This window comes from Marinobacterium ramblicola, from assembly GCF_019084545.1.
GTDB classification, from domain to species: Bacteria; Pseudomonadota; Gammaproteobacteria; order Pseudomonadales; family Balneatricaceae; genus Marinobacterium_D; species Marinobacterium_D ramblicola.
Map to the genome: position 1 here is coordinate 67,209 of NZ_JAHREP010000003.1, position 16,279 is coordinate 83,487.

Below are 16,279 nucleotides of genomic sequence, written 5' to 3' on the forward strand. Positions count from 1 at the left end.
TAATTGAACAGGAACGGGAGATCGCTGGAAAGGAAGTGCTGGAGAGGGATCTACAGTGAGGGAAAGGAGCCGCTCGCCCACCTTGGTGGACGAGCGGTCAGCGATCACTTCTGTGCTTCGTAGGCCGCGACAGACTTGCGAACCGCTTCGCGGGCGGCTTCGGCGTCGGACCAGCCCTCTACCTTGACCCACTTGCCCTTCTCGAGCTTCTTGTAGTTCTCGAAGAAGTGCGCGATCTGGTCTTTCAGCAACTGCGGCAGGTCGTCGACATCGTTGATGTCGTTGTAGGCCTGGCTCAGCTTCTGGTGCGGCACGGCAACCAGCTTGGCGTCTTCACCGGCTTCGTCGGTCATGTTCAGGATACCGACCGGACGGCAACGGATTACGGAGCCGGTCATCACCGGGTGCGGGGTCAGCACCAGCACGTCCAGCGGGTCACCGTCGTCAGCCAGAGTGTTGTTCACATAGCCGTAGTTGGCCGGGTAGAACATCGGCGCCGCCATGAAACGATCGACGAAGATCGCGTCAGCATCCTTGTCGATCTCGTACTTGACCGGGGAGCTCTCGGCGGGGATTTCGATGATCACGTAGAGGTCATCCGGCAGTTCTTTGCCGGCAGGCACTTTCGCAAAGCTCATGCGTTTCTTCCTGTTAGTCGATTAAAAGGTCGAATTTCAAAGTGAATATCATCAGCGTTGAGCGGCATTATACCGGTCATGCCGCTCAACGCTGAATAAGACTTACTGCTGAATTATGGAGGGGGTCTCCTGGTGGTAGTGCATCAGCGTTTCCACCTCCTCCTTCGAGCCCAACGCAACGGCAACCCGCTGGTGAATATTTTGCGGATCCACATCGAGAATGTCGCTGTAGCAGGTGGTGGAGCGACCGCCGGCCTGCTCGATCAGCAGGCTCATCGGGTTGCCTTCGTACATCAGGCGCAGTTTGCCCGGCTTGCGCGGATCGCGGGAATCCCAGGGGTAGGTGAAGATGCCGCCGCGGGTTAGTACCCGGTGTACTTCAGCGACCATCGAGGCGATCCAGCGCATGTTGTAGTTCTTCTCACGCGGCCCTTCGGCACCGGCGAGCAGGTCGCCGATGTAGTTGCGCATCGCCGGCTCCCAATGGCGGTGGTTCGACATATTGATGGCGAACTCCTTGGTGCTGTGCGGGATCTGCACATTTTCACGGGTCAGCAGGAAATCGCCGGTGTGGGCGAGGGTGAACATGTTGACGCCGGTGCCGGTGGTCAGCGCCAGTACCGCGGACGGGCCATACAATACATACCCTGCTGCGACCTGGCGGCGCCCGGGCTGCAGGAACAGGTCAACGCTGTCTTCGCCCGCACCTTCGGGAACCTCGAGAATGGAGAAGATGGTGCCGACCGAGACATTGATATCGATATTGGATGAACCATCGAGCGGGTCGAAGGTCACCAGAAAACGCCCCTCCGGGTGGCCGAATACCGGGTTGTCCTCCTCTTCCGAGGCAACTCCGCGCACCAGACGGTTTCCGAGCAGCACCTCTTTGAGGATATCGTTGGAGATGACATCCAGTTTTTTCTGGGTCTCACCCTGAATGTTGGTATCTTCGGTGGTGCCATGGATGCCGGCAAGGGCGCCTTCGCGCAGCTGCAGGGCGATCTCTTTGCAGGCAACCATCAGAATCTCGATCAGTTCGACCAGTTCGGTGTCGGTATCGTGGTGTTTCAAATAGGCGCTGAGAAGCTGCATCGGGTGTTTTGACCTTTGGGATTGGCGGCTCGAAAGTTGGGGCTAAATTATACGCCAATATGCGCGCTATTGCATGGCGCGAGGGCGCTGAAGTAACCGCCCGAGCTGAAAAAAAGTTATCATGGCGGCAGCTGATTCAAGAGGAATTCAAGTGCACATACATATACTCGGTATCTGCGGCACCTTTATGGGCTCGCTGGCGATCCTGGCGCGCGAGCTGGGGCATCGGGTGACCGGCTCCGATGCCAATGTCTACCCGCCGATGAGTACCCAGCTGGAGCAGGCCGGTATCGCACTGATCGAGGGTTACGATCCAACACAGCTGGAGCCGGCACCGGACTGCGTCATCGTCGGCAACGCCATGAGCCGCGGAAATCCCTGTGTCGAGGCGATGTTGGAGCGGGGGCTGAACTACACCTCCGGTCCGCAGTGGCTGCATGACCATGTGTTGAAAGAGCGCTGGGTGCTGGCGGTGGCCGGTACTCATGGCAAGACCACGACCGCGACCATGCTGGCCTGGGTGCTGGAGCATGCGGGTATGGCGCCCGGATTTCTGATCGGCGGTGTGCCGCAGAATTTCGATCGCTCGGCACGCCTGGGCGATACCCCCTTCTTCGTCATCGAGGCGGATGAGTACGACACCGCGTTTTTCGACAAGCGCTCCAAGTTCGTACACTACTCGCCGCGCACGCTGATCCTGAACAATCTGGAATACGACCACGCCGATATCTTCCCCGATCTGGCCGCAATCCAGCGTCAGTTCCACCATCTGCTGCGCATCGTGCCGGGCATGGGGCGGGTTATCGCGCCGAGCGAGTCTGAAGCGCTGAATCAGGTGCGGGCGATGGGCTGCTGGAGCGAATATGTCAGTACCGGTGAGAGGGCGGATTGGCAGGCGCGGTTGCTTGAGGCCGATGGCAGCCGCTTCGCCGTGCTGCATAACGGCGAGGAGGCTGCCCGGGTGAACTGGTCGCTGACCGGCGAACACAACGTGCGCAACGGTCTGCATGCGCTGTTGGCTGCGCGGCATGTGGGGGTCACCCCTGCGCATGCGGCCGAAGCGCTGAGTTGCTTTGGCGGCGTGAAGCGACGGATGGAGTTGATCGGAGAGGTCGACGGCGTGCGGGTCTATGACGATTTCGCCCACCATCCCACGGCGATCGAAACCACCCTGGCCGGCATCCGCAACCGTATCGGTGATGCCCCATTGCTGGCGGTAATCGAACCGCGCTCCAACACCATGCGCCTGGGTTCCCATCGCGATGCACTGGCCGCATCGGCCGCCGTGGCGGATCGGGTGTACTGGTATCAGCCGCCGGGACTGGAGTGGTCGCTGGATCAGGTGGTCGCGCAAAGCGCCAATCCGGCCAGTCTGGAGAGTGATCTGGAGACGTTGATCGAGCGATTGGCGCGGGATGCGGTCAGCGGCAGCCATATCGTGATCATGAGCAACGGAGGTTTCGGCGGCATCCACCAGAAACTGCTGGCGCGACTGCAGCAGCGGGAGGCGGTATGAGCAAGAAGTTTGCACGCCGCGTCACCGTCGCCATCACCGGCGCATCCGGGGTGCAGTACGGTTTGCGCCTGATCCAGTGCCTGCTCCAGGCCGATACCCAGGTGTTGTTGATGGTGTCGCGTGCGGCGCAGGTGGTGATCGCCACCGAAACCGACCTCAAGCTTCCGGGGCAGCCCGAGGCGCAGGAGGAATACCTGGCCAAGCTGTTTGGCGCGGCGCCGGGGCAACTGAAGGTGTTCGGTCGTGAACAGTGGCTGGCGCCGGTGGCGTCCGGTTCCGGCGCGCCCGGTTCGATGGTGATCTGTCCCTGCAGTACCGGCACCCTCTCTGCTGTCGCCTGCGGTGCCAGCAATAACCTGATCGAGCGGGCGGCGGATGTGGTGCTGAAGGAGCGGCGTCAGCTGATCCTGGTGCCGCGCGAAGCGCCGTACTCCGAGATCCATCTGGAGCACATGCTCAAGCTAACCCGCATGGGCGCGGTGGTGATTCCGGCCAGCCCCGGCTTCTACCAGCGTCCACAAAGCGTGGAGGATATGGTCGATTTCATCGTCGCGCGCATCCTGTCGCAGCTGGGCTTTGAGCAGACCCTGCTGCCGCGTTGGGGCGATGCGCTGCTGTGATCCTTTAATGAAACCATAAGAAGCTGCCTATACAATGGCGCCCGCTTGCTTTTTATATGAAAGTACATGACGGAATTATCGATGTCCCGAATCCTGGCCCTGGATACCTCGACCGACGCCTGCTCGGTTGCTCTGAGTCTCGCTGGCGAGATACAGCATGAGTTCGTGATCGAACCGCGTCGCCACACCCATCTGTTGCTGCCGATGGTGGAGCGTCTGCTGGCGCAGGCCGGTGTTGCGTTGAACTCGCTCGATGCGATCGCCTTTGGTCGCGGTCCCGGCTCCTTCGCCGGTATCCGCATCGCCACCGGCGCGGCGCAGGGGCTGGCGCTGGGCGCCGACCTGCCGCTGCTGCCGATCTCGACACTTGAGGCGATGGCGGTCAGCGCCCATGAATCGAAGACCGGACATGCGCGGGTGCTGACGGCGCTGGATGCGCGCATGGACGAGGTTTACTGGGGCGCGTTCGATATCAGTGAAGCCCTTCCCCGGGCGTTGATCGACGAGTCGGTCCGTTCACCCGCCGATGCCGAGGCACCGGGTCAGGAGAACCGCTGGCTGGCAGTCGGCAGTGGCTGGCGCTACAGGGAGCAGATGCCGGCCGGACTGATCGCCCAGGTTGTTGATATCGACGAGTCGATCTGCCCGGACGCCCGCGCCATGCTGGTGCTGGCTGAGGCGCAACTGGCGGCGGGCGGTGGTGTCGCCCCGGAACTGGCATTGCCGGTCTATCTGCGTGAAGGTGCGTGGAAAAAGAGGGATCAGCAGTGACCTTAAGCGACTGGATCCATGTCGTTCTGCTCGCCCTGATTCAGGGGCTGACCGAGTTCCTGCCGATCTCCAGCTCCGCCCATCTGATTCTGCCCTCTCGGCTGCTGGGCTGGCCCGATCAGGGGTTGGCGTTCGATGTCGGCGTACATGTCGGTACTCTGGTGGCCGTCGTCATCTATTTCCGTACTGAAGTGAGTCGAATGTTCCTGGCATCGCTGGCTGTGATCGGTGGGCGTCAAAGCGAGGATGGTCGACTGGGTTGGCTGGTGATTCTGGCGACGCTGCCGGCTCTGGTGTTTGGCGGTTTGTGCAGTACGCTGGTGGAGCATTACGGACGCTCTATCCTGGTGATCGCCGCGACCACGCTGATCTTCGGCGTTCTGTTGGGCTGGGCCGATATCAAGGGCACCCGCGTACGGCGCAACGAGTCGCTGGGAGTGCGCGATGCGCTGACCATCGGCCTGGCTCAGGCGCTGGCGCTGATTCCCGGTACCTCGCGTTCGGGGATCACCATCACCGCTTCGCTGATGCTGGGCTTCGATCGGCAAAGCGCTGCGCGCTTCTCCTTCCTGCTGTCGATTCCGGTGATCGTTGCCGCCGGCAGCCTGAAATCACTGGAGTTGGTCCGCAGCGGCAGCGATACCCAGTGGGTGATGGTGGGGATCGGCGCGATACTGGCGGCAGTCAGTGCGCTGGCCTGTATCTACCTGTTTCTGAAATGGCTCGACCGGGTCGGCATGATCCCATTTGTGCTCTACCGTCTGCTACTGGGGTTTGCCCTGCTTGGGGTCTGGTTTGTCAGCTGAGCATTCAGCTGGAGGGGCCGTCACGGCGCTGGCCGTCGCCGCTACGGTACCGGAGCTGATCGACACTGCGCGTCAGCTTGCCCGGTCGCTTGAACTGCCGTTCGTGGACGTGCCGGATCTCGAATTCAGCGCGATCGAACAGTACCTGCTTTGTACCCCCGAGGCGCTGGTGTTGCAGCAGACAGGGCGTAAACGCCCCGGGCCTGTGTTGGCTGACTTCGTCAGCGGCGCGGTGGCCCATCGTCGCCAGTATGGCGGAGGCAAGGGGCAGATGATCGCCAAAGCCTGTGGCATCAAGGGCTCGTTAAGGCCCGGTATTGCCGATGTGACCGCGGGCCTGGGTCGTGATGCCTTTGTGTTGGCGACCCTGGGGTGCGAGGTGTCACTGGTGGAGCGCTCACCCGTGGTGCATGCTCTGCTCGCCGATGGTCTGGCGCGTGCCGCCCATAGCGAAGTAGCCGATATCATCGCGCGCATGCATCTGTTCGCCGGCGATGCCAACGAGTGGTTGCGCTCTCTGAGCGACGACCAGCGTCCCCAGGTGATTCATCTCGATCCGATGTTTCCGCACAGCGATAAGTCGGCTCTGGTCAAAAAGGAGATGCTGGCGTTTCGCGATCTGGTCGGTGCCGACGACGATCAGGCCGAACTGCTCGCGGTGGCACTCGAGGTCGCGCGCAACCGTGTTGTCGTGAAGCGTCCACGCAAGGCGCCCGCCATTGAAGGGCCGCAACCCTCCTATAGTCTCGAGGGCAAGTCTGGCCGCTATGATATCTATGCCTTGCGGCGTCTGGACGACACTTGAATTTGACGCTTTCAGTATCGACGCATCTCAATCGACAGCGGCTAGTGCCGCTGTAACCAGCGCTCCGCTTCCTGCAGCAGTACCGCGGGCAGCAGCTTCTGTCCGGTGCGAATGAGCGGTGTCAGATCCCGAGAAACCTGCACCACACCCTGTTCCCGTTTCAATAACCCATCACGATCCAGCTGCTTGAGCAGCGGGCCGAGCTGGCGTTTGTCCGCATAATCCGGTGCCTGGTAGCCGTACCAGAGGTGGATATGGCCAGCCAGTTGACTGACCAGCTCGAGCAGTTGCGACTCCTCGATGCGCGGTTGCTGCTGGAGCACGGTTATCAACAGGTATTGCCGCAACAGTACCGGCTCGGCCAGGCGGATCAAGGTCAGTGCCAGCGGATGCCCCGTTATCCGCAGGTGAGTGCTCGCGTCGGCCAGCAGGCCCAGCTCAACCAGTCGACTGCGCAGGGAGGTCGCAGCGCTGTTCTGCAGGTAGTGCTCCGGAATATGCAGTTCGGCGTTCAGGTAGGGCAGCAGGGCACGCAGCAGACGGGTGACGGTGGATTTGCTCGGGGAGTCCAGGTGTGCAACCAGCAGTAGCATGATCCCGGGCAGGATCAGCGCGTGTGACAGGCTGTTGCGATAGAAACAGAGTCCAGCCGCCTGCTGGCCGGTCAGGATCAGTTGCTGCCCTGTGGCGCTGATCTGGCGGCGTCGGATCGCGTCGGCGACGATCTCCTCGGCCGGCGGATCCGGTTGTGGCAGCGCGACCCCCAGCGCCTTGAGCAGCTCGCTTAGTCGGGATAGCTGACGAACCAGATCCGCTCTCGGTAGCGCCGCCTCAACCCTGCCCGGCAGCAGGCAGGCCAGCCTGGCCATCGGTGTGGCAATGCTGGCGGCGTTGCTTCGCTGCAGCAGGCGCCTGCCGATCTGCTCTGCCGGTGCAGGCTTGTCTCCGGGTTCGAGCAACAGGGGCTCGCCGACGCTGAGGTAGGCACCGCCGCCGCGACGCAGCAGGTTGCTCAGGGCGCCGATGGCTCCGGCCAGGCTTTCCGGCTTCTTGGGTTGGCCGCCCAGTTCACGCAGGTACTGGCTGTTTTCGAGGCAGAGATCGTAGTTGATCGAGACAGGAATCAGTGCCAGCGGTTTGGTGCACTGCGCTTGCCAAGTATCGAGAGTCATCCCGAGCAGACCGCAACGGGCGGGCAATAGCCGACCGGTACGGCTGCGGCCGCCTTCGATGAAAAATTCGAACGGTATCTCGCCCTGCAGTAGATGGCCGAGATAGCGGCGGAAAAGCTGGGTGTAGAGCGGGTCGTCGAGGAAGCGGCGGCGCATGAAAACAGCACCGCCGCGTCTTAGAACGGGGCCAATCAGCGGCAGGTTGAGGTTGTCACCGGCGGCAACCTGGGGCAGTGCCAACCGCTCCCGATAGAGCGCCCAGGAGATCAGCAGATAATCGATATGGCTGCGATGGTTGGGCAGGTATACCAGCTGGTGGGTGCGGCTGAGGCTGTGCAGGGCGCTCAGCCCGCGCAGTTCGATACGGGGATACAGATGGTGCAGTAACAGGCTGAACAGGGGGTAAAGACGCTCAACCACTGAGGGTGAATAGTCGGCACAGAGCGTATTGAGCTGCTTCAGCGCCTCGCTCTCGACGCTGAGCAGCGGTGTATCACTCTGTTCGGCCTGTCGGTGGATCTGCTGCTGAACCTGCTCGTCCGCCAGCAGCAGGTGTATCAGGCGGCGGCGTGCCGAACTTTCCAGCACGCTGCCGTCCAGCAATCGCTTCAGTTTGTCGAAGTACACGCGGGCCATCGGCTCCCGGCTCAGTAATGGGGGGGCGGCGCCTGATCGTCGGGTTCGATACCGGTCTCTTTGATCTCGCTGTTCAGTATCTGCACCATCCGGGTGAGGCGCTCGATATCCCGCTCCTGACGGGCGACCACCTCGCTCAGTTTGTCGATCGCGTCTTCCTGAAACGCCACGCGGGATTCTAGCTCCGTCACTTGCTCTTCAACCGACATGGGAATCTCCTGTGGTGAATGTTTATTGCTGTAACTGTTTATACGCTCAAGGCTTCTAACCTTGTACTACGCTGAAGGCTCTAACCGTTTGTATGCTTAAGCAAGCATAGACTCGCTTCGCGGCACTGAACACCCTCCGCCGACTATCGCTGCCCGCGATCAACAGGAACGGCCAGTAGGTCGACTTATTCAGTATAAGTTGTTGAAAAAATATGGCTAATGCGTTATATCTCGTCGGTTAACCGCACCGGTGAAAGTGTGGTCATTTCATTTTGCAACTTTACAACTTTTCAACATTACAGAAGAAGAGAAATTGAATAGATGAGTGGTATTCAGGTATTTAAAAGTATTGTGCTCAGTGCCATCGCCGCAGTAGCTATTCCATCGGTACTGTCTCAGGTAGCCGGCGCAGAGATACAGCTTAGTGCGGTAGTGCTCGGTGTGACCTTCGTTATCGTGTTGGCGGCAACTCTGATCGCTGCCTTGGGCCAGTCGGCCTCGGCCCCTCGGCGTGCCTCCTCCCGTTCTTCCGTGGAGGATGACGAAGAGGAGTTGGAAAACGATGATCGTGAGGAGGGTACGGTCAAGTGGTTCAACGTGTCCAAGGGGTTTGGCTTCATTACGCGTTCCAACGGCGACGATGTCTTCGTTCACTTCCGTAATATCCGCGGTCGCGGTCACCGTTCCCTGACCGAGGGGCAGCGTGTGCGTTTCAACGTGCATCAGAGCGATAAGGGTCTGCAGGCCGAGGATGTCTCCATCCTGCGCAGCTAAGCGGGTCGGCAGCAGATGAAAACGGGAGCTCAGGCTCCCGTTTTACGTTTGACTACCGGTGTCAGGGCGGAGCATATCGCTTTGCAGCCGGGTGAGCGGTCAGGCGTTGCGGATAATCCGGTTCAGAATCTCCTTGAACTGTTCAATCTGGTCGCTGCTGTAATCGGCAAATACCTGACTCTGCTCCTGCTCCGATAGCGCCCAGTACTCCCTGGCCCGTTTTCGCCCCTGTTCGGTCAGGCAGAAGCCTGGGCCGGCGTCACAGACAAGGCCCGAACTCTTTAGATTATCCAGTGCTTCGCGGATCTCGGAGCCGGGCAAGGCCGAGTCGAGTGCCAGGGCGTTGGTATCGGCGCCGGGGCGTGAGCTGAGCAGAATCAGCAGGCGCGCTTCGCTGACACTCAGTCCCAGCGACTGCTGTTTGGGCAGGTAGGCGCTTTGATAGGCATTGACCGCCTGTAGCATCAGATAGAGCAGGTTGTTGGCCAGCCGTCCCTGCAGGGCCTCATCCTCCGGGGTGCTTTCCGGTCGTTGCGCCACTCTCGGATGGGGCATCACCAATGAATACGCGCCCTGATGGTAGAGCAGCGGGGCGCGACCGAAATCGTCGAACGCAAGCACCCGTCCAAGCAGTATCCAGTGGTCCCCCGCGTCGATCGTCTGGTGTAGTTTGCACTGGAAGTTGGCGGCACACTCCTTGAGTAGAGGCGCCCTGCCCATCCCCTCGCTGAACTCGATACCGTTAAACTTGTCCTTTTGAGGACGGGCGAACTGGTTGGAAAGATCTAGTTGATCCGCCGCCAGCACGTTGATCGCGAAGTGCCCGGCGTTGCGAATCAACTCCATGCTGTCTGCCGAGCGTTTGTCCAGACTCCACAGAATCAGTGGCGGATTGAGGGATACGGAGTTGAAGCTGTTGACGGTCAAGCCTATGCGTTCACCCTTGGCGTTCTGTGCAGTGACCACCGTGATTCCGGTGGCGAAGTTACCCAGTGCGCGACGGAAGGCATGGGGATCCAGCGTTACTTCACTCATCTGCTCACTCCTGTTCAGGGGCTGAGATTGTGTAGGTGCACCTGTGGTGTTGTTGGCTGTTTCTCTTCGACAGTTCACCCTGTTTATTGAACAATAGCATCAGCCGTCGGGAAACACAGATCGGAGGAACCATGGAGATAAGGTTTTGAGAAGGGTTGGAAAAGTCTATAGCGGCGCATTACTGGCGCTGCTCATCTCTACCGCCGGCGTGGAGGCCGCGCCGGTAGAACAGGCGTGCGCGCGTGCGGTGTTGGAGCAAAATGCGGGTGCGGATCTGGCTTATCGTGTCGGCTGGAAGGGGCTGTCGCTCGACAGTACACGCCGTATCGAACGTCTCGACGATGGCGGCTGGCAGGCCGTGAACCGCTCAAGTCTGCTGTTTATGGGGATAGAGGAGAGCAGCCGCTTTCGTCTCGATACCGGTCGGATCGAAAGCCTGAGCTACGACTATCAGCGCAAGGGGATGAGCAACAAGCACGATCTCAAGCTCGAGTTCACGCCAGGGCAGGGTTACCGTGCCATCTCGCCCAAGGGTGTCGGCAATATCGCGCATGAGGCGGCGCTGTTCGATCTGCTCAGCCACCAGTTGCAGCTGCGTATCGACCTGGCCTGTTCGGCGCCTCGTGACGAGTACGCCTATGCCGTAGCGCGGCGTAACCGGGTCAGTGAGTATCGCTATCGCCGTATCGGTGAGGAGCGGGTACAGACGCCGGCGGGGGAATTCACTGCCGTGCGCCTGGAGCGGGGCGAGCCTGGCGACAAGTTCAATCAGGTCTGGCTGGCGCCGGAACTCGGCTATCTGATCGTCAAACTGGTGCACCAGGAGGAGGATGACGACAAGGCCGAGCTGGTGCTGGTGAAAAAGCCGGCCGATAAGTGAGGCTGGTTTAACCAGCGCTCAGCAGACCGATCGCGATGGTCCACATCATCGCGCAGATCAGGCCATCCAGTACGCGCCAGGCCATCGGCTTGCGAAACAGGGGTTCCAGCCAGCGGGCGCCGGCGCACAGACCGGTAAACCAGATCGCCGAGAAGCTGATCGCGCCGACGGCGAACCAGACACGCAAGTCGGGCTCGTACTGGCCTCCGATACTGCCGATCAACACCACCGTATCGATATAGGCGTGGGGGTTGAGCAGGGTCACTGCTGCGGTGGTGATCAGCGCCTTGCGCAGCGTGGCGACCTGAGCGCCACCGGCTTCCAGGCTATTGCTTCCGAACGCACGACGGGCGGCGCCGAAACCGAACCAGAGCAGAAACAGGCCCCCGCCCCAGCGGGCGCAGGTCAGCAGCAGCTCCGACTGGCTGATCAATACCCCCAGTCCGGCCACCCCCAGACCGATCAGCAGACCATCGAACAGGATGCAGAGCAGGGCAATCGGCCAGTGAAACTGGCGCCTGAGGCTCTGGGTCAGCAGAAAGGCGTTTTGCGCACCGATCGCCATGATCAGCCCGGCGGAGGTTGCCAGCCCCTTGCTCCAGGCCAGCCATTCAAGTGACAGTATCGGCAACATATGGAAACTCCTATACAACGCTGTGACCCGCGTCGATCTGCGGGCCGGATGAACGATGGAGGCGATGTTGCAGTTCCTGCTGTCGTAAGTAAAACTAATGTTTTTAATATCTGATTAGAGAAATTAATTTTGCTCGATATGCGGCAGCTGGCGGCACTGAGTGCCGTGATCGAAGAGGGCAGTTTTGAACGCGCCGCGCAGCGGCTGCATGTGACCCAGTCGGCGGTGTCGCAGCGGGTCAAGCAGTTGGAGGAGCGCCTGGGTCAGACCCTGGTGGTGCGTACCCTGCCGATCCATGCCACCGAGGCGGGGCAGCAAGTGCTCAAACATTTTCGGCAGATCAGCCTGCTCGAGCAGGAGCTAAGGGCCGGACTGTCGCAGCGGGATGCGCGCGGTTTTACACGGGTGTCGATCGGCGTCAACGCCGACAGCCTGGAGACCTGGTTTCCCGATGCGCTGTCGCACCTGGTGCAGCATGAGCAGCTGCTGATGGATCTGAAGGTGGAGGATCAGGATGCCACCCAGCAGCTGCTCAAGGATGGTGAGGTGATCGGCTGTATCAGCTCCAGCCCCAAGGCGATGCCGGGGTGCCTGTGTGTGCCGCTGGGGGTGATCCCCTACCGCTGCCTGGCCAGTGCAGCCTACCTTGAGCGCTATTTTCCTCATGGCGTGACGGCAGAGGCGTTCCGCCGCGCCCCGGTGGCCGAGTTCAGCCACAAGGATCAGTTGCAGAACCGCTACCTACAGCAGTTTTTCGGTATCGGTCCGCACGAATACCCGCGCCATCGTATCCCCTCGTCGACGGCGTTCTGTGACATGATCGTGCGTGGGCTGGCCTGCGGCATGGTACCGGAGCAGCAGGGCGCCCCCCTGATCGCCAGTGGCGCGGTGCAGGAGATGACGCCGGGGCGCTACCTGGCGGTACCCTTGTACTGGCACGTATGGAATCTCAGTTCAAACTTGGTACGTCGACTGACCGACGAGTTGGTGGCCGAGGCGGCGCGCCAGTTGGACCCCTTCGATGTCCATCCTCGTCTGACGCACCCTGGATAAGGCCGGTTGCCGGGCTCATCCCAGACCGAGTTTGATCCCCAGGGCGATCATCGCGCCGCCGATGCAGCGTTCCACACAGCTGCGCACCTGCTGCAGTCGCTGCTGGATAGCGGGGCGGCTGAGCAGTGTCAGCAGCAGCGTGAACCAGGTCACCTCCGCCAGGGCGGGCGTGACGACATAGAGCAGCTGCATCGCCAGCGGCTGCCCGGGGCCCAGCACCTGGGCGAAGATGGCGACGAAGTAGATCAACACCTTGGGGTTGAACAGGCTGATCAGCAGGCCGCTCAGAAACGGCGATGAGATCGAGCTGTTGCGAGTCGAGGCGCTTTCCTTGTGGTTGCGTTTGAGCAGTTGGTGCAAGCCGAGCAGCAGCAGGTAACCGGCACCGAACCAGCGCGTAACCTCGAACAGGGCCGGGTGTTGCTGGATCAGGGCGGTGATCCCCAGCAGCGACAGAGTGCCGTGTATGAACAGTGCGCAGGCCAGGCCCAGTACGGTCAGAGCGCCGTCGCGACGGCAGCCGTGCAGGGTGTTGCGCAATACGATCGCGAGGTTGGCGCCGGGTAGCATCGCCCCGCCCAGGGTAATGATCAGGAACAGCAGCCACTCCAGCATTTGGTTGCCTCGTTGTCGACTTTTCGAAATAGCTTCAGATGATGTCGACGAGTCTAAGAAGGTGCTGCAGTGCTGGCCAATCGCCAGTTTTCATACGGGTTATCAGTAAAAGTTATGACTTTTGCTGTGGTAAACGTGAAAACGGCGAGCTTGTCAGCACCTCGTTGAACCGCTCGCGGATGAAGCGGTGGGCCGGGTCGTGCTGCTGGCGACGGTGCCAGAGCAGGTAGTATCGCACCTCCTCGACCGCAAACGGCAGCGGATGGACGGTGAGATCGAAGCTCGCTGCCAGCGCGTGCGCCATGTGCGCGGGCAGCGTCAACAGCAGATCGCTCTGCGCGGTGAATGCCAGCGCGGCCTGGATAAAGGGCACGCTGACGCGGATCGAGCGGTGAAGGCCCCGGCGGCTCAGCGCATCATCGACCGCGCGATTCTTGTCGCCGCCGCCGCTGATGCTGATATGGCCAGCCTCGATATAGGCCTGGAGGTCGAGAGTCTGGTGGCACAGCGGATGCTCGCGACGCATCAGGCAGACATAGCTGTCGCGGCCCGCCTCGCGGCCGTGGATATCGCCGGGAACCTCATCCAGCACACAGGCCGCCAGATCCAGTCGCCCCTCGCGCAGATCGGCCAGCATCCCCGGTTCCCAGAGGTGAAAGTGCAGCCGCAGGCCGCCGATCTCGGCACTCAACTGGCCGATCAGCGCCGGCAGGATATGTTCGGCGATATAGTCGGTGATGGCGATATTGAAGCGGCCGCTGAACTGCTCGGCATTGAAATGCCCCGGGGTGAAAAACGCCTCCAGCTGCTGCAGCACTGGCGGGAGCTGGCGCTGCAGCTCCTCTGCTCTGGGGGTTAGCTGCATCTGGTTGCCGACGCGGACCAGTAACGGGTCGTCGAACTGCTCGCGCAGCTGGGACAGGCTGCGGCTGATCGCCGGCTGGGTCAGATTGAGCGCGCGCGCCGCGGCGCTGACATTGCGCAGCACCAGCAGCTGCTGCAATACACTGAGCAGATTCAGGTTGATGCGTGATAGATCCATTGGTCGGTCAGGTGCCCGATTGCTTTTTCGGCAGTATAACCTGCTCAGCCCTGCTGTCCCTCTGCCATCTCCGCGGTGCGCTGGCGCCAGCGTCTGAGCCGGATACCGGCCACCATAGAACCGCCGACGATCAGCAGGCAGGCCAACAACAGACGCGGTGAGGGTTGGGCTTCGCCGGCCAGGATCAGCAGCAGGGTAGAGATCAGCGGCGCTGCATAGGCGAGGGTGCCGAGCAGCTGGATGTTGCCCTTCTTCACCCCGATATCCCAGGTCAGGAAGGCGATGCCCACCGGCCCCAGCCCCAGCCCGACAATACCGACCCACTGCAGCGGCCGCTCAGGCCAGACCGTCTGCTCGAACAACAGGTGGCAGAGCAGGCCGAGCAGGGCGGTGCCGGCGCAGTACCAGCCCACGGTATCGGTGGGCACATCGGCGTGGCGGCGGCTGAGCACCGAGTAGCAGGACCAGATCAGTGCACAGGCCCCGGCCGCAAGATAGCCGGCCAGGTGCTGTTCATTGAAGCTGGCGTCGCCCTTGATCAGCAGCAGCGCACTGCCGCTGGCGGCCAGCAGAGCGCCGATAATATGGCCGCCGCGCAACCGCTCTCCGGGCAGCAGGGCCGACAGCAGGACGATCAGCAGCGGCCAGAGATAGGCGATCAGGCCCGCTTCCGCGGCCGGTGCCTTGGCCAGGGCGATGAAGTAGAACAGGTGGTAGCCGAACAGCCCGCCGATGCCGAGCAGCCAGACCGGCAGCGGCTGGCGCAGGAAACGCAGCCCGCTCTCGCCACGCAGCCACCAGCGGCTCTGCATAAGCAACCAGGCCAGGGAGAAGGTCATCGCCAGCAGCTGAAACGGCGGGATCCGGGCGTCGGTCCAGCGGGTCATCAGGGCCAGGGTGCCCCAGAGCAGGATCGAGATGCTGCCGATCAGGGTGGCGGTTCGGATATTCATGACGGGGTCTCGGTGATCAGGTTACCAATGGCTGCATCTTAGCCCTGCAACCCGGTTGCGTCTTTGCCGAATTGGCGGAGTTGTTTGGTAGGGCTGAAGTTCAGTGCAGCCTGGGGCCGCGGAAATGGCGTGGGGAGCGGCCAAAGTAGCGCCTGAAACGATCGCTGAACGCGGCCAGGTTGCCGTAACCGCAGCGCTCCGCGATACGCTGGATGCTGTCGTCGCTGGTGGTCAGCAGCAGCCGGGCCTGCTCCATGCGCCGCTGGATCAGGTAGTCCGACGGCGTGCAGCCGAGCTGGCGCTGAAACAGCGTGTTGAGCTGGCGTTGGCTGAGGTGGGCGAGGGAACTGAGCATCGACAGTTGCATCGGTTCATGGAAGTGGCGGTCGATATAGTTCCGCGCCAGCTGTAACCGCCGGTCCAGGGCGATATCGCCAGGTTCGGTCGCGCTGCCGAGCAGGCTCAGCAGCAGTTCGCAGCTTGATTGCTGGATGCTGTCGGCAAGTGTGCCGCGGCTGAGCAGGCGGCCGAGGAAGCCGGCATAGTCGAGCGTAGCCGGAGATAACTGCAGGAACGCAGGTAGCCGGAGAGGGTCGTGGTTGCCGAGAGGAATATCGGCAACGATGAAGCGGTTCTCTCCCTCAGCCTGGAAACAGTGCAGCTCGTCGCTGTGGATAACCGCTGCACACCGCGCTTCGACCTGCCCATCGCGACCGCCGATTTCGATCGTCAGGCTGCCGCTCAGTGGCAGCACCAGCTGATGGTAGGCGTGGCGGTGGTTGTCGATCTCGGCGCGGTAGCTGCGCAGCTCCAGTTGTGGCGTCATGGCGGATCTACTCCGGCTTTTCGTCCGCTGCGGCGGCTTCGGCGGCCTTGCGTTCGGCTTCGGCCTGGCGCCAGCGCGCCATCTCTTCGTAGTAGCTGTCCCAGACGCAGGGCGAGCACTCGCTTTCGCAGCATTCGCCATCCATCGGCGGGGTAGGCTGTTCAATCATCTTCGTTCACTCGGTATTGCGGTGTGCCGCCAT

Annotated in this window: 19 protein-coding genes; 8 read left to right on the forward strand and 11 right to left on the reverse strand. The window is 61.5% G+C overall.

The genetic code is table 11. The features are described 5' to 3' along the window. Positions 1 to 104: 104 nt before the first annotated feature. A complete protein-coding gene (ppa, locus tag KQ940_RS02725) occupies positions 105 to 638 on the reverse strand; it encodes an inorganic diphosphatase (RefSeq protein ID WP_217411460.1) in 534 nt (177 codons plus the stop codon). A gap of 102 nt (positions 639 to 740) precedes the next feature. Beyond that, positions 741 to 1,730: a class 1 fructose-bisphosphatase gene (locus KQ940_RS02730; protein ID WP_217411462.1), complete on the reverse strand. Its 990-nt coding sequence runs from the start codon at positions 1,728 to 1,730 to the stop codon at positions 741 to 743. Positions 1,731 to 1,881: 151 nt separating this feature from the next. Between KQ940_RS02730 and mpl the strand changes: the two genes are divergently transcribed. The 5 genes from mpl to KQ940_RS02755 all read left to right on the forward strand — a co-directional run bounded on the left by mpl (position 1,882) and on the right by KQ940_RS02755 (position 6,248). Beyond that, positions 1,882 to 3,246 (forward strand): UDP-N-acetylmuramate:L-alanyl-gamma-D-glutamyl-meso-diaminopimelate ligase, encoded by a 1,365-nt coding sequence (gene mpl / locus KQ940_RS02735; protein ID WP_217411464.1) that lies wholly within the window; start codon positions 1,882 to 1,884, stop codon positions 3,244 to 3,246. Further along, positions 3,243 to 3,866: a flavin prenyltransferase UbiX gene (locus KQ940_RS02740; protein WP_217411466.1), complete on the forward strand. Its 624-nt coding sequence runs from the start codon at positions 3,243 to 3,245 to the stop codon at positions 3,864 to 3,866. Before mpl ends, KQ940_RS02740 begins: the two co-directional genes overlap by 4 nt. 81 nt (positions 3,867 to 3,947) lie before the next feature. Then, positions 3,948 to 4,637: a tRNA (adenosine(37)-N6)-threonylcarbamoyltransferase complex dimerization subunit type 1 TsaB gene (gene tsaB / locus KQ940_RS02745; RefSeq protein ID WP_217411468.1), complete on the forward strand. Its 690-nt coding sequence runs from the start codon at positions 3,948 to 3,950 to the stop codon at positions 4,635 to 4,637. Further along, positions 4,634 to 5,443, forward strand: coding sequence for an undecaprenyl-diphosphate phosphatase (locus tag KQ940_RS02750; protein WP_217411470.1), 810 nt, complete (start codon positions 4,634 to 4,636; stop codon positions 5,441 to 5,443). The genes tsaB and KQ940_RS02750 overlap by 4 nt, the downstream gene beginning before the upstream one ends. Next, positions 5,433 to 6,248 carry a class I SAM-dependent methyltransferase gene (locus KQ940_RS02755; RefSeq protein ID WP_425515614.1) on the forward strand — a complete coding sequence of 272 codons (816 nt, stop codon included), beginning with the start codon at positions 5,433 to 5,435 and terminating at the stop codon, positions 6,246 to 6,248. The genes KQ940_RS02750 and KQ940_RS02755 overlap by 11 nt, the downstream gene beginning before the upstream one ends. A 41-nt stretch (positions 6,249 to 6,289) precedes the next feature. On the opposite strand, the gene KQ940_RS02760 is transcribed toward KQ940_RS02755, so the two are convergent. Continuing rightward, positions 6,290 to 8,056 (reverse strand): 1-acyl-sn-glycerol-3-phosphate acyltransferase, encoded by a 1,767-nt coding sequence (locus KQ940_RS02760; RefSeq protein ID WP_217411472.1) that lies wholly within the window; start codon positions 8,054 to 8,056, stop codon positions 6,290 to 6,292. 11 nt (positions 8,057 to 8,067) lie between these two features. Next, positions 8,068 to 8,265 carry a SlyX family protein gene (locus KQ940_RS02765; protein ID WP_217411474.1) on the reverse strand — a complete coding sequence of 66 codons (198 nt, stop codon included), beginning with the start codon at positions 8,263 to 8,265 and terminating at the stop codon, positions 8,068 to 8,070. A gap of 321 nt (positions 8,266 to 8,586) precedes the next feature. Between KQ940_RS02765 and KQ940_RS22920 the strand changes: the two genes are divergently transcribed. Continuing rightward, entirely contained in the window at positions 8,587 to 9,039 is a 453-nt protein-coding gene (locus tag KQ940_RS22920; protein ID WP_217411476.1) for a cold-shock protein, read from the forward strand. A 99-nt stretch (positions 9,040 to 9,138) separates the two neighbouring features. Here KQ940_RS22920 and KQ940_RS02775 read toward each other — a convergent pair whose 3' ends face one another. Then, on the reverse strand, positions 9,139 to 10,074 hold the full coding sequence (locus KQ940_RS02775) for a p-hydroxyphenylacetate 3-hydroxylase reductase component (RefSeq protein ID WP_217411478.1): 936 nt from the start codon (positions 10,072 to 10,074) through the stop codon (positions 9,139 to 9,141). A gap of 145 nt (positions 10,075 to 10,219) precedes the next feature. On the opposite strand from KQ940_RS02775, the gene KQ940_RS02780 reads away from it, so the two are divergent. Next, positions 10,220 to 10,954, forward strand: coding sequence for a DUF3108 domain-containing protein (locus KQ940_RS02780; protein ID WP_217411481.1), 735 nt, complete (start codon positions 10,220 to 10,222; stop codon positions 10,952 to 10,954). 7 nt (positions 10,955 to 10,961) lie between these two features. On the opposite strand, the gene KQ940_RS02785 is transcribed toward KQ940_RS02780, so the two are convergent. Further along, complete coding sequence (locus KQ940_RS02785; protein WP_217411483.1) at positions 10,962 to 11,588, reverse strand: LysE/ArgO family amino acid transporter; 627 nt, start codon at positions 11,586 to 11,588, stop codon at positions 10,962 to 10,964. A 138-nt stretch (positions 11,589 to 11,726) separates the two neighbouring features. On the opposite strand from KQ940_RS02785, the gene KQ940_RS02790 reads away from it, so the two are divergent. Then, the gene (locus KQ940_RS02790; RefSeq protein WP_246589676.1) at positions 11,727 to 12,641 is read left to right on the forward strand and encodes a LysR family transcriptional regulator ArgP; all 915 of its coding nucleotides are present in this window, start codon (positions 11,727 to 11,729) and stop codon (positions 12,639 to 12,641) included. 15 nt (positions 12,642 to 12,656) lie between these two features. Here KQ940_RS02790 and KQ940_RS02795 read toward each other — a convergent pair whose 3' ends face one another. The 5 genes from KQ940_RS02795 to KQ940_RS02815 all read right to left on the reverse strand — a co-directional run bounded on the left by KQ940_RS02795 (position 12,657) and on the right by KQ940_RS02815 (position 16,246). Further along, positions 12,657 to 13,256 (reverse strand): LysE family translocator, encoded by a 600-nt coding sequence (locus tag KQ940_RS02795; protein ID WP_217411487.1) that lies wholly within the window; start codon positions 13,254 to 13,256, stop codon positions 12,657 to 12,659. A gap of 112 nt (positions 13,257 to 13,368) precedes the next feature. After that, entirely contained in the window at positions 13,369 to 14,298 is a 930-nt protein-coding gene (locus tag KQ940_RS02800) for a LysR family transcriptional regulator (protein WP_217411489.1), read from the reverse strand. 44 nt (positions 14,299 to 14,342) lie between these two features. After that, on the reverse strand, positions 14,343 to 15,251 hold the full coding sequence (gene yddG, locus KQ940_RS02805) for an aromatic amino acid exporter YddG (RefSeq protein ID WP_217411491.1): 909 nt from the start codon (positions 15,249 to 15,251) through the stop codon (positions 14,343 to 14,345). Positions 15,252 to 15,351: 100 nt separating this feature from the next. Beyond that, entirely contained in the window at positions 15,352 to 16,077 is a 726-nt protein-coding gene (locus KQ940_RS02810; RefSeq protein ID WP_217411493.1) for an AraC family transcriptional regulator, read from the reverse strand. A gap of 7 nt (positions 16,078 to 16,084) precedes the next feature. After that, positions 16,085 to 16,246 (reverse strand): oxidoreductase-like domain-containing protein, encoded by a 162-nt coding sequence (locus KQ940_RS02815; protein WP_246589649.1) that lies wholly within the window; start codon positions 16,244 to 16,246, stop codon positions 16,085 to 16,087. Positions 16,247 to 16,279 lie beyond the last annotated feature (33 nt).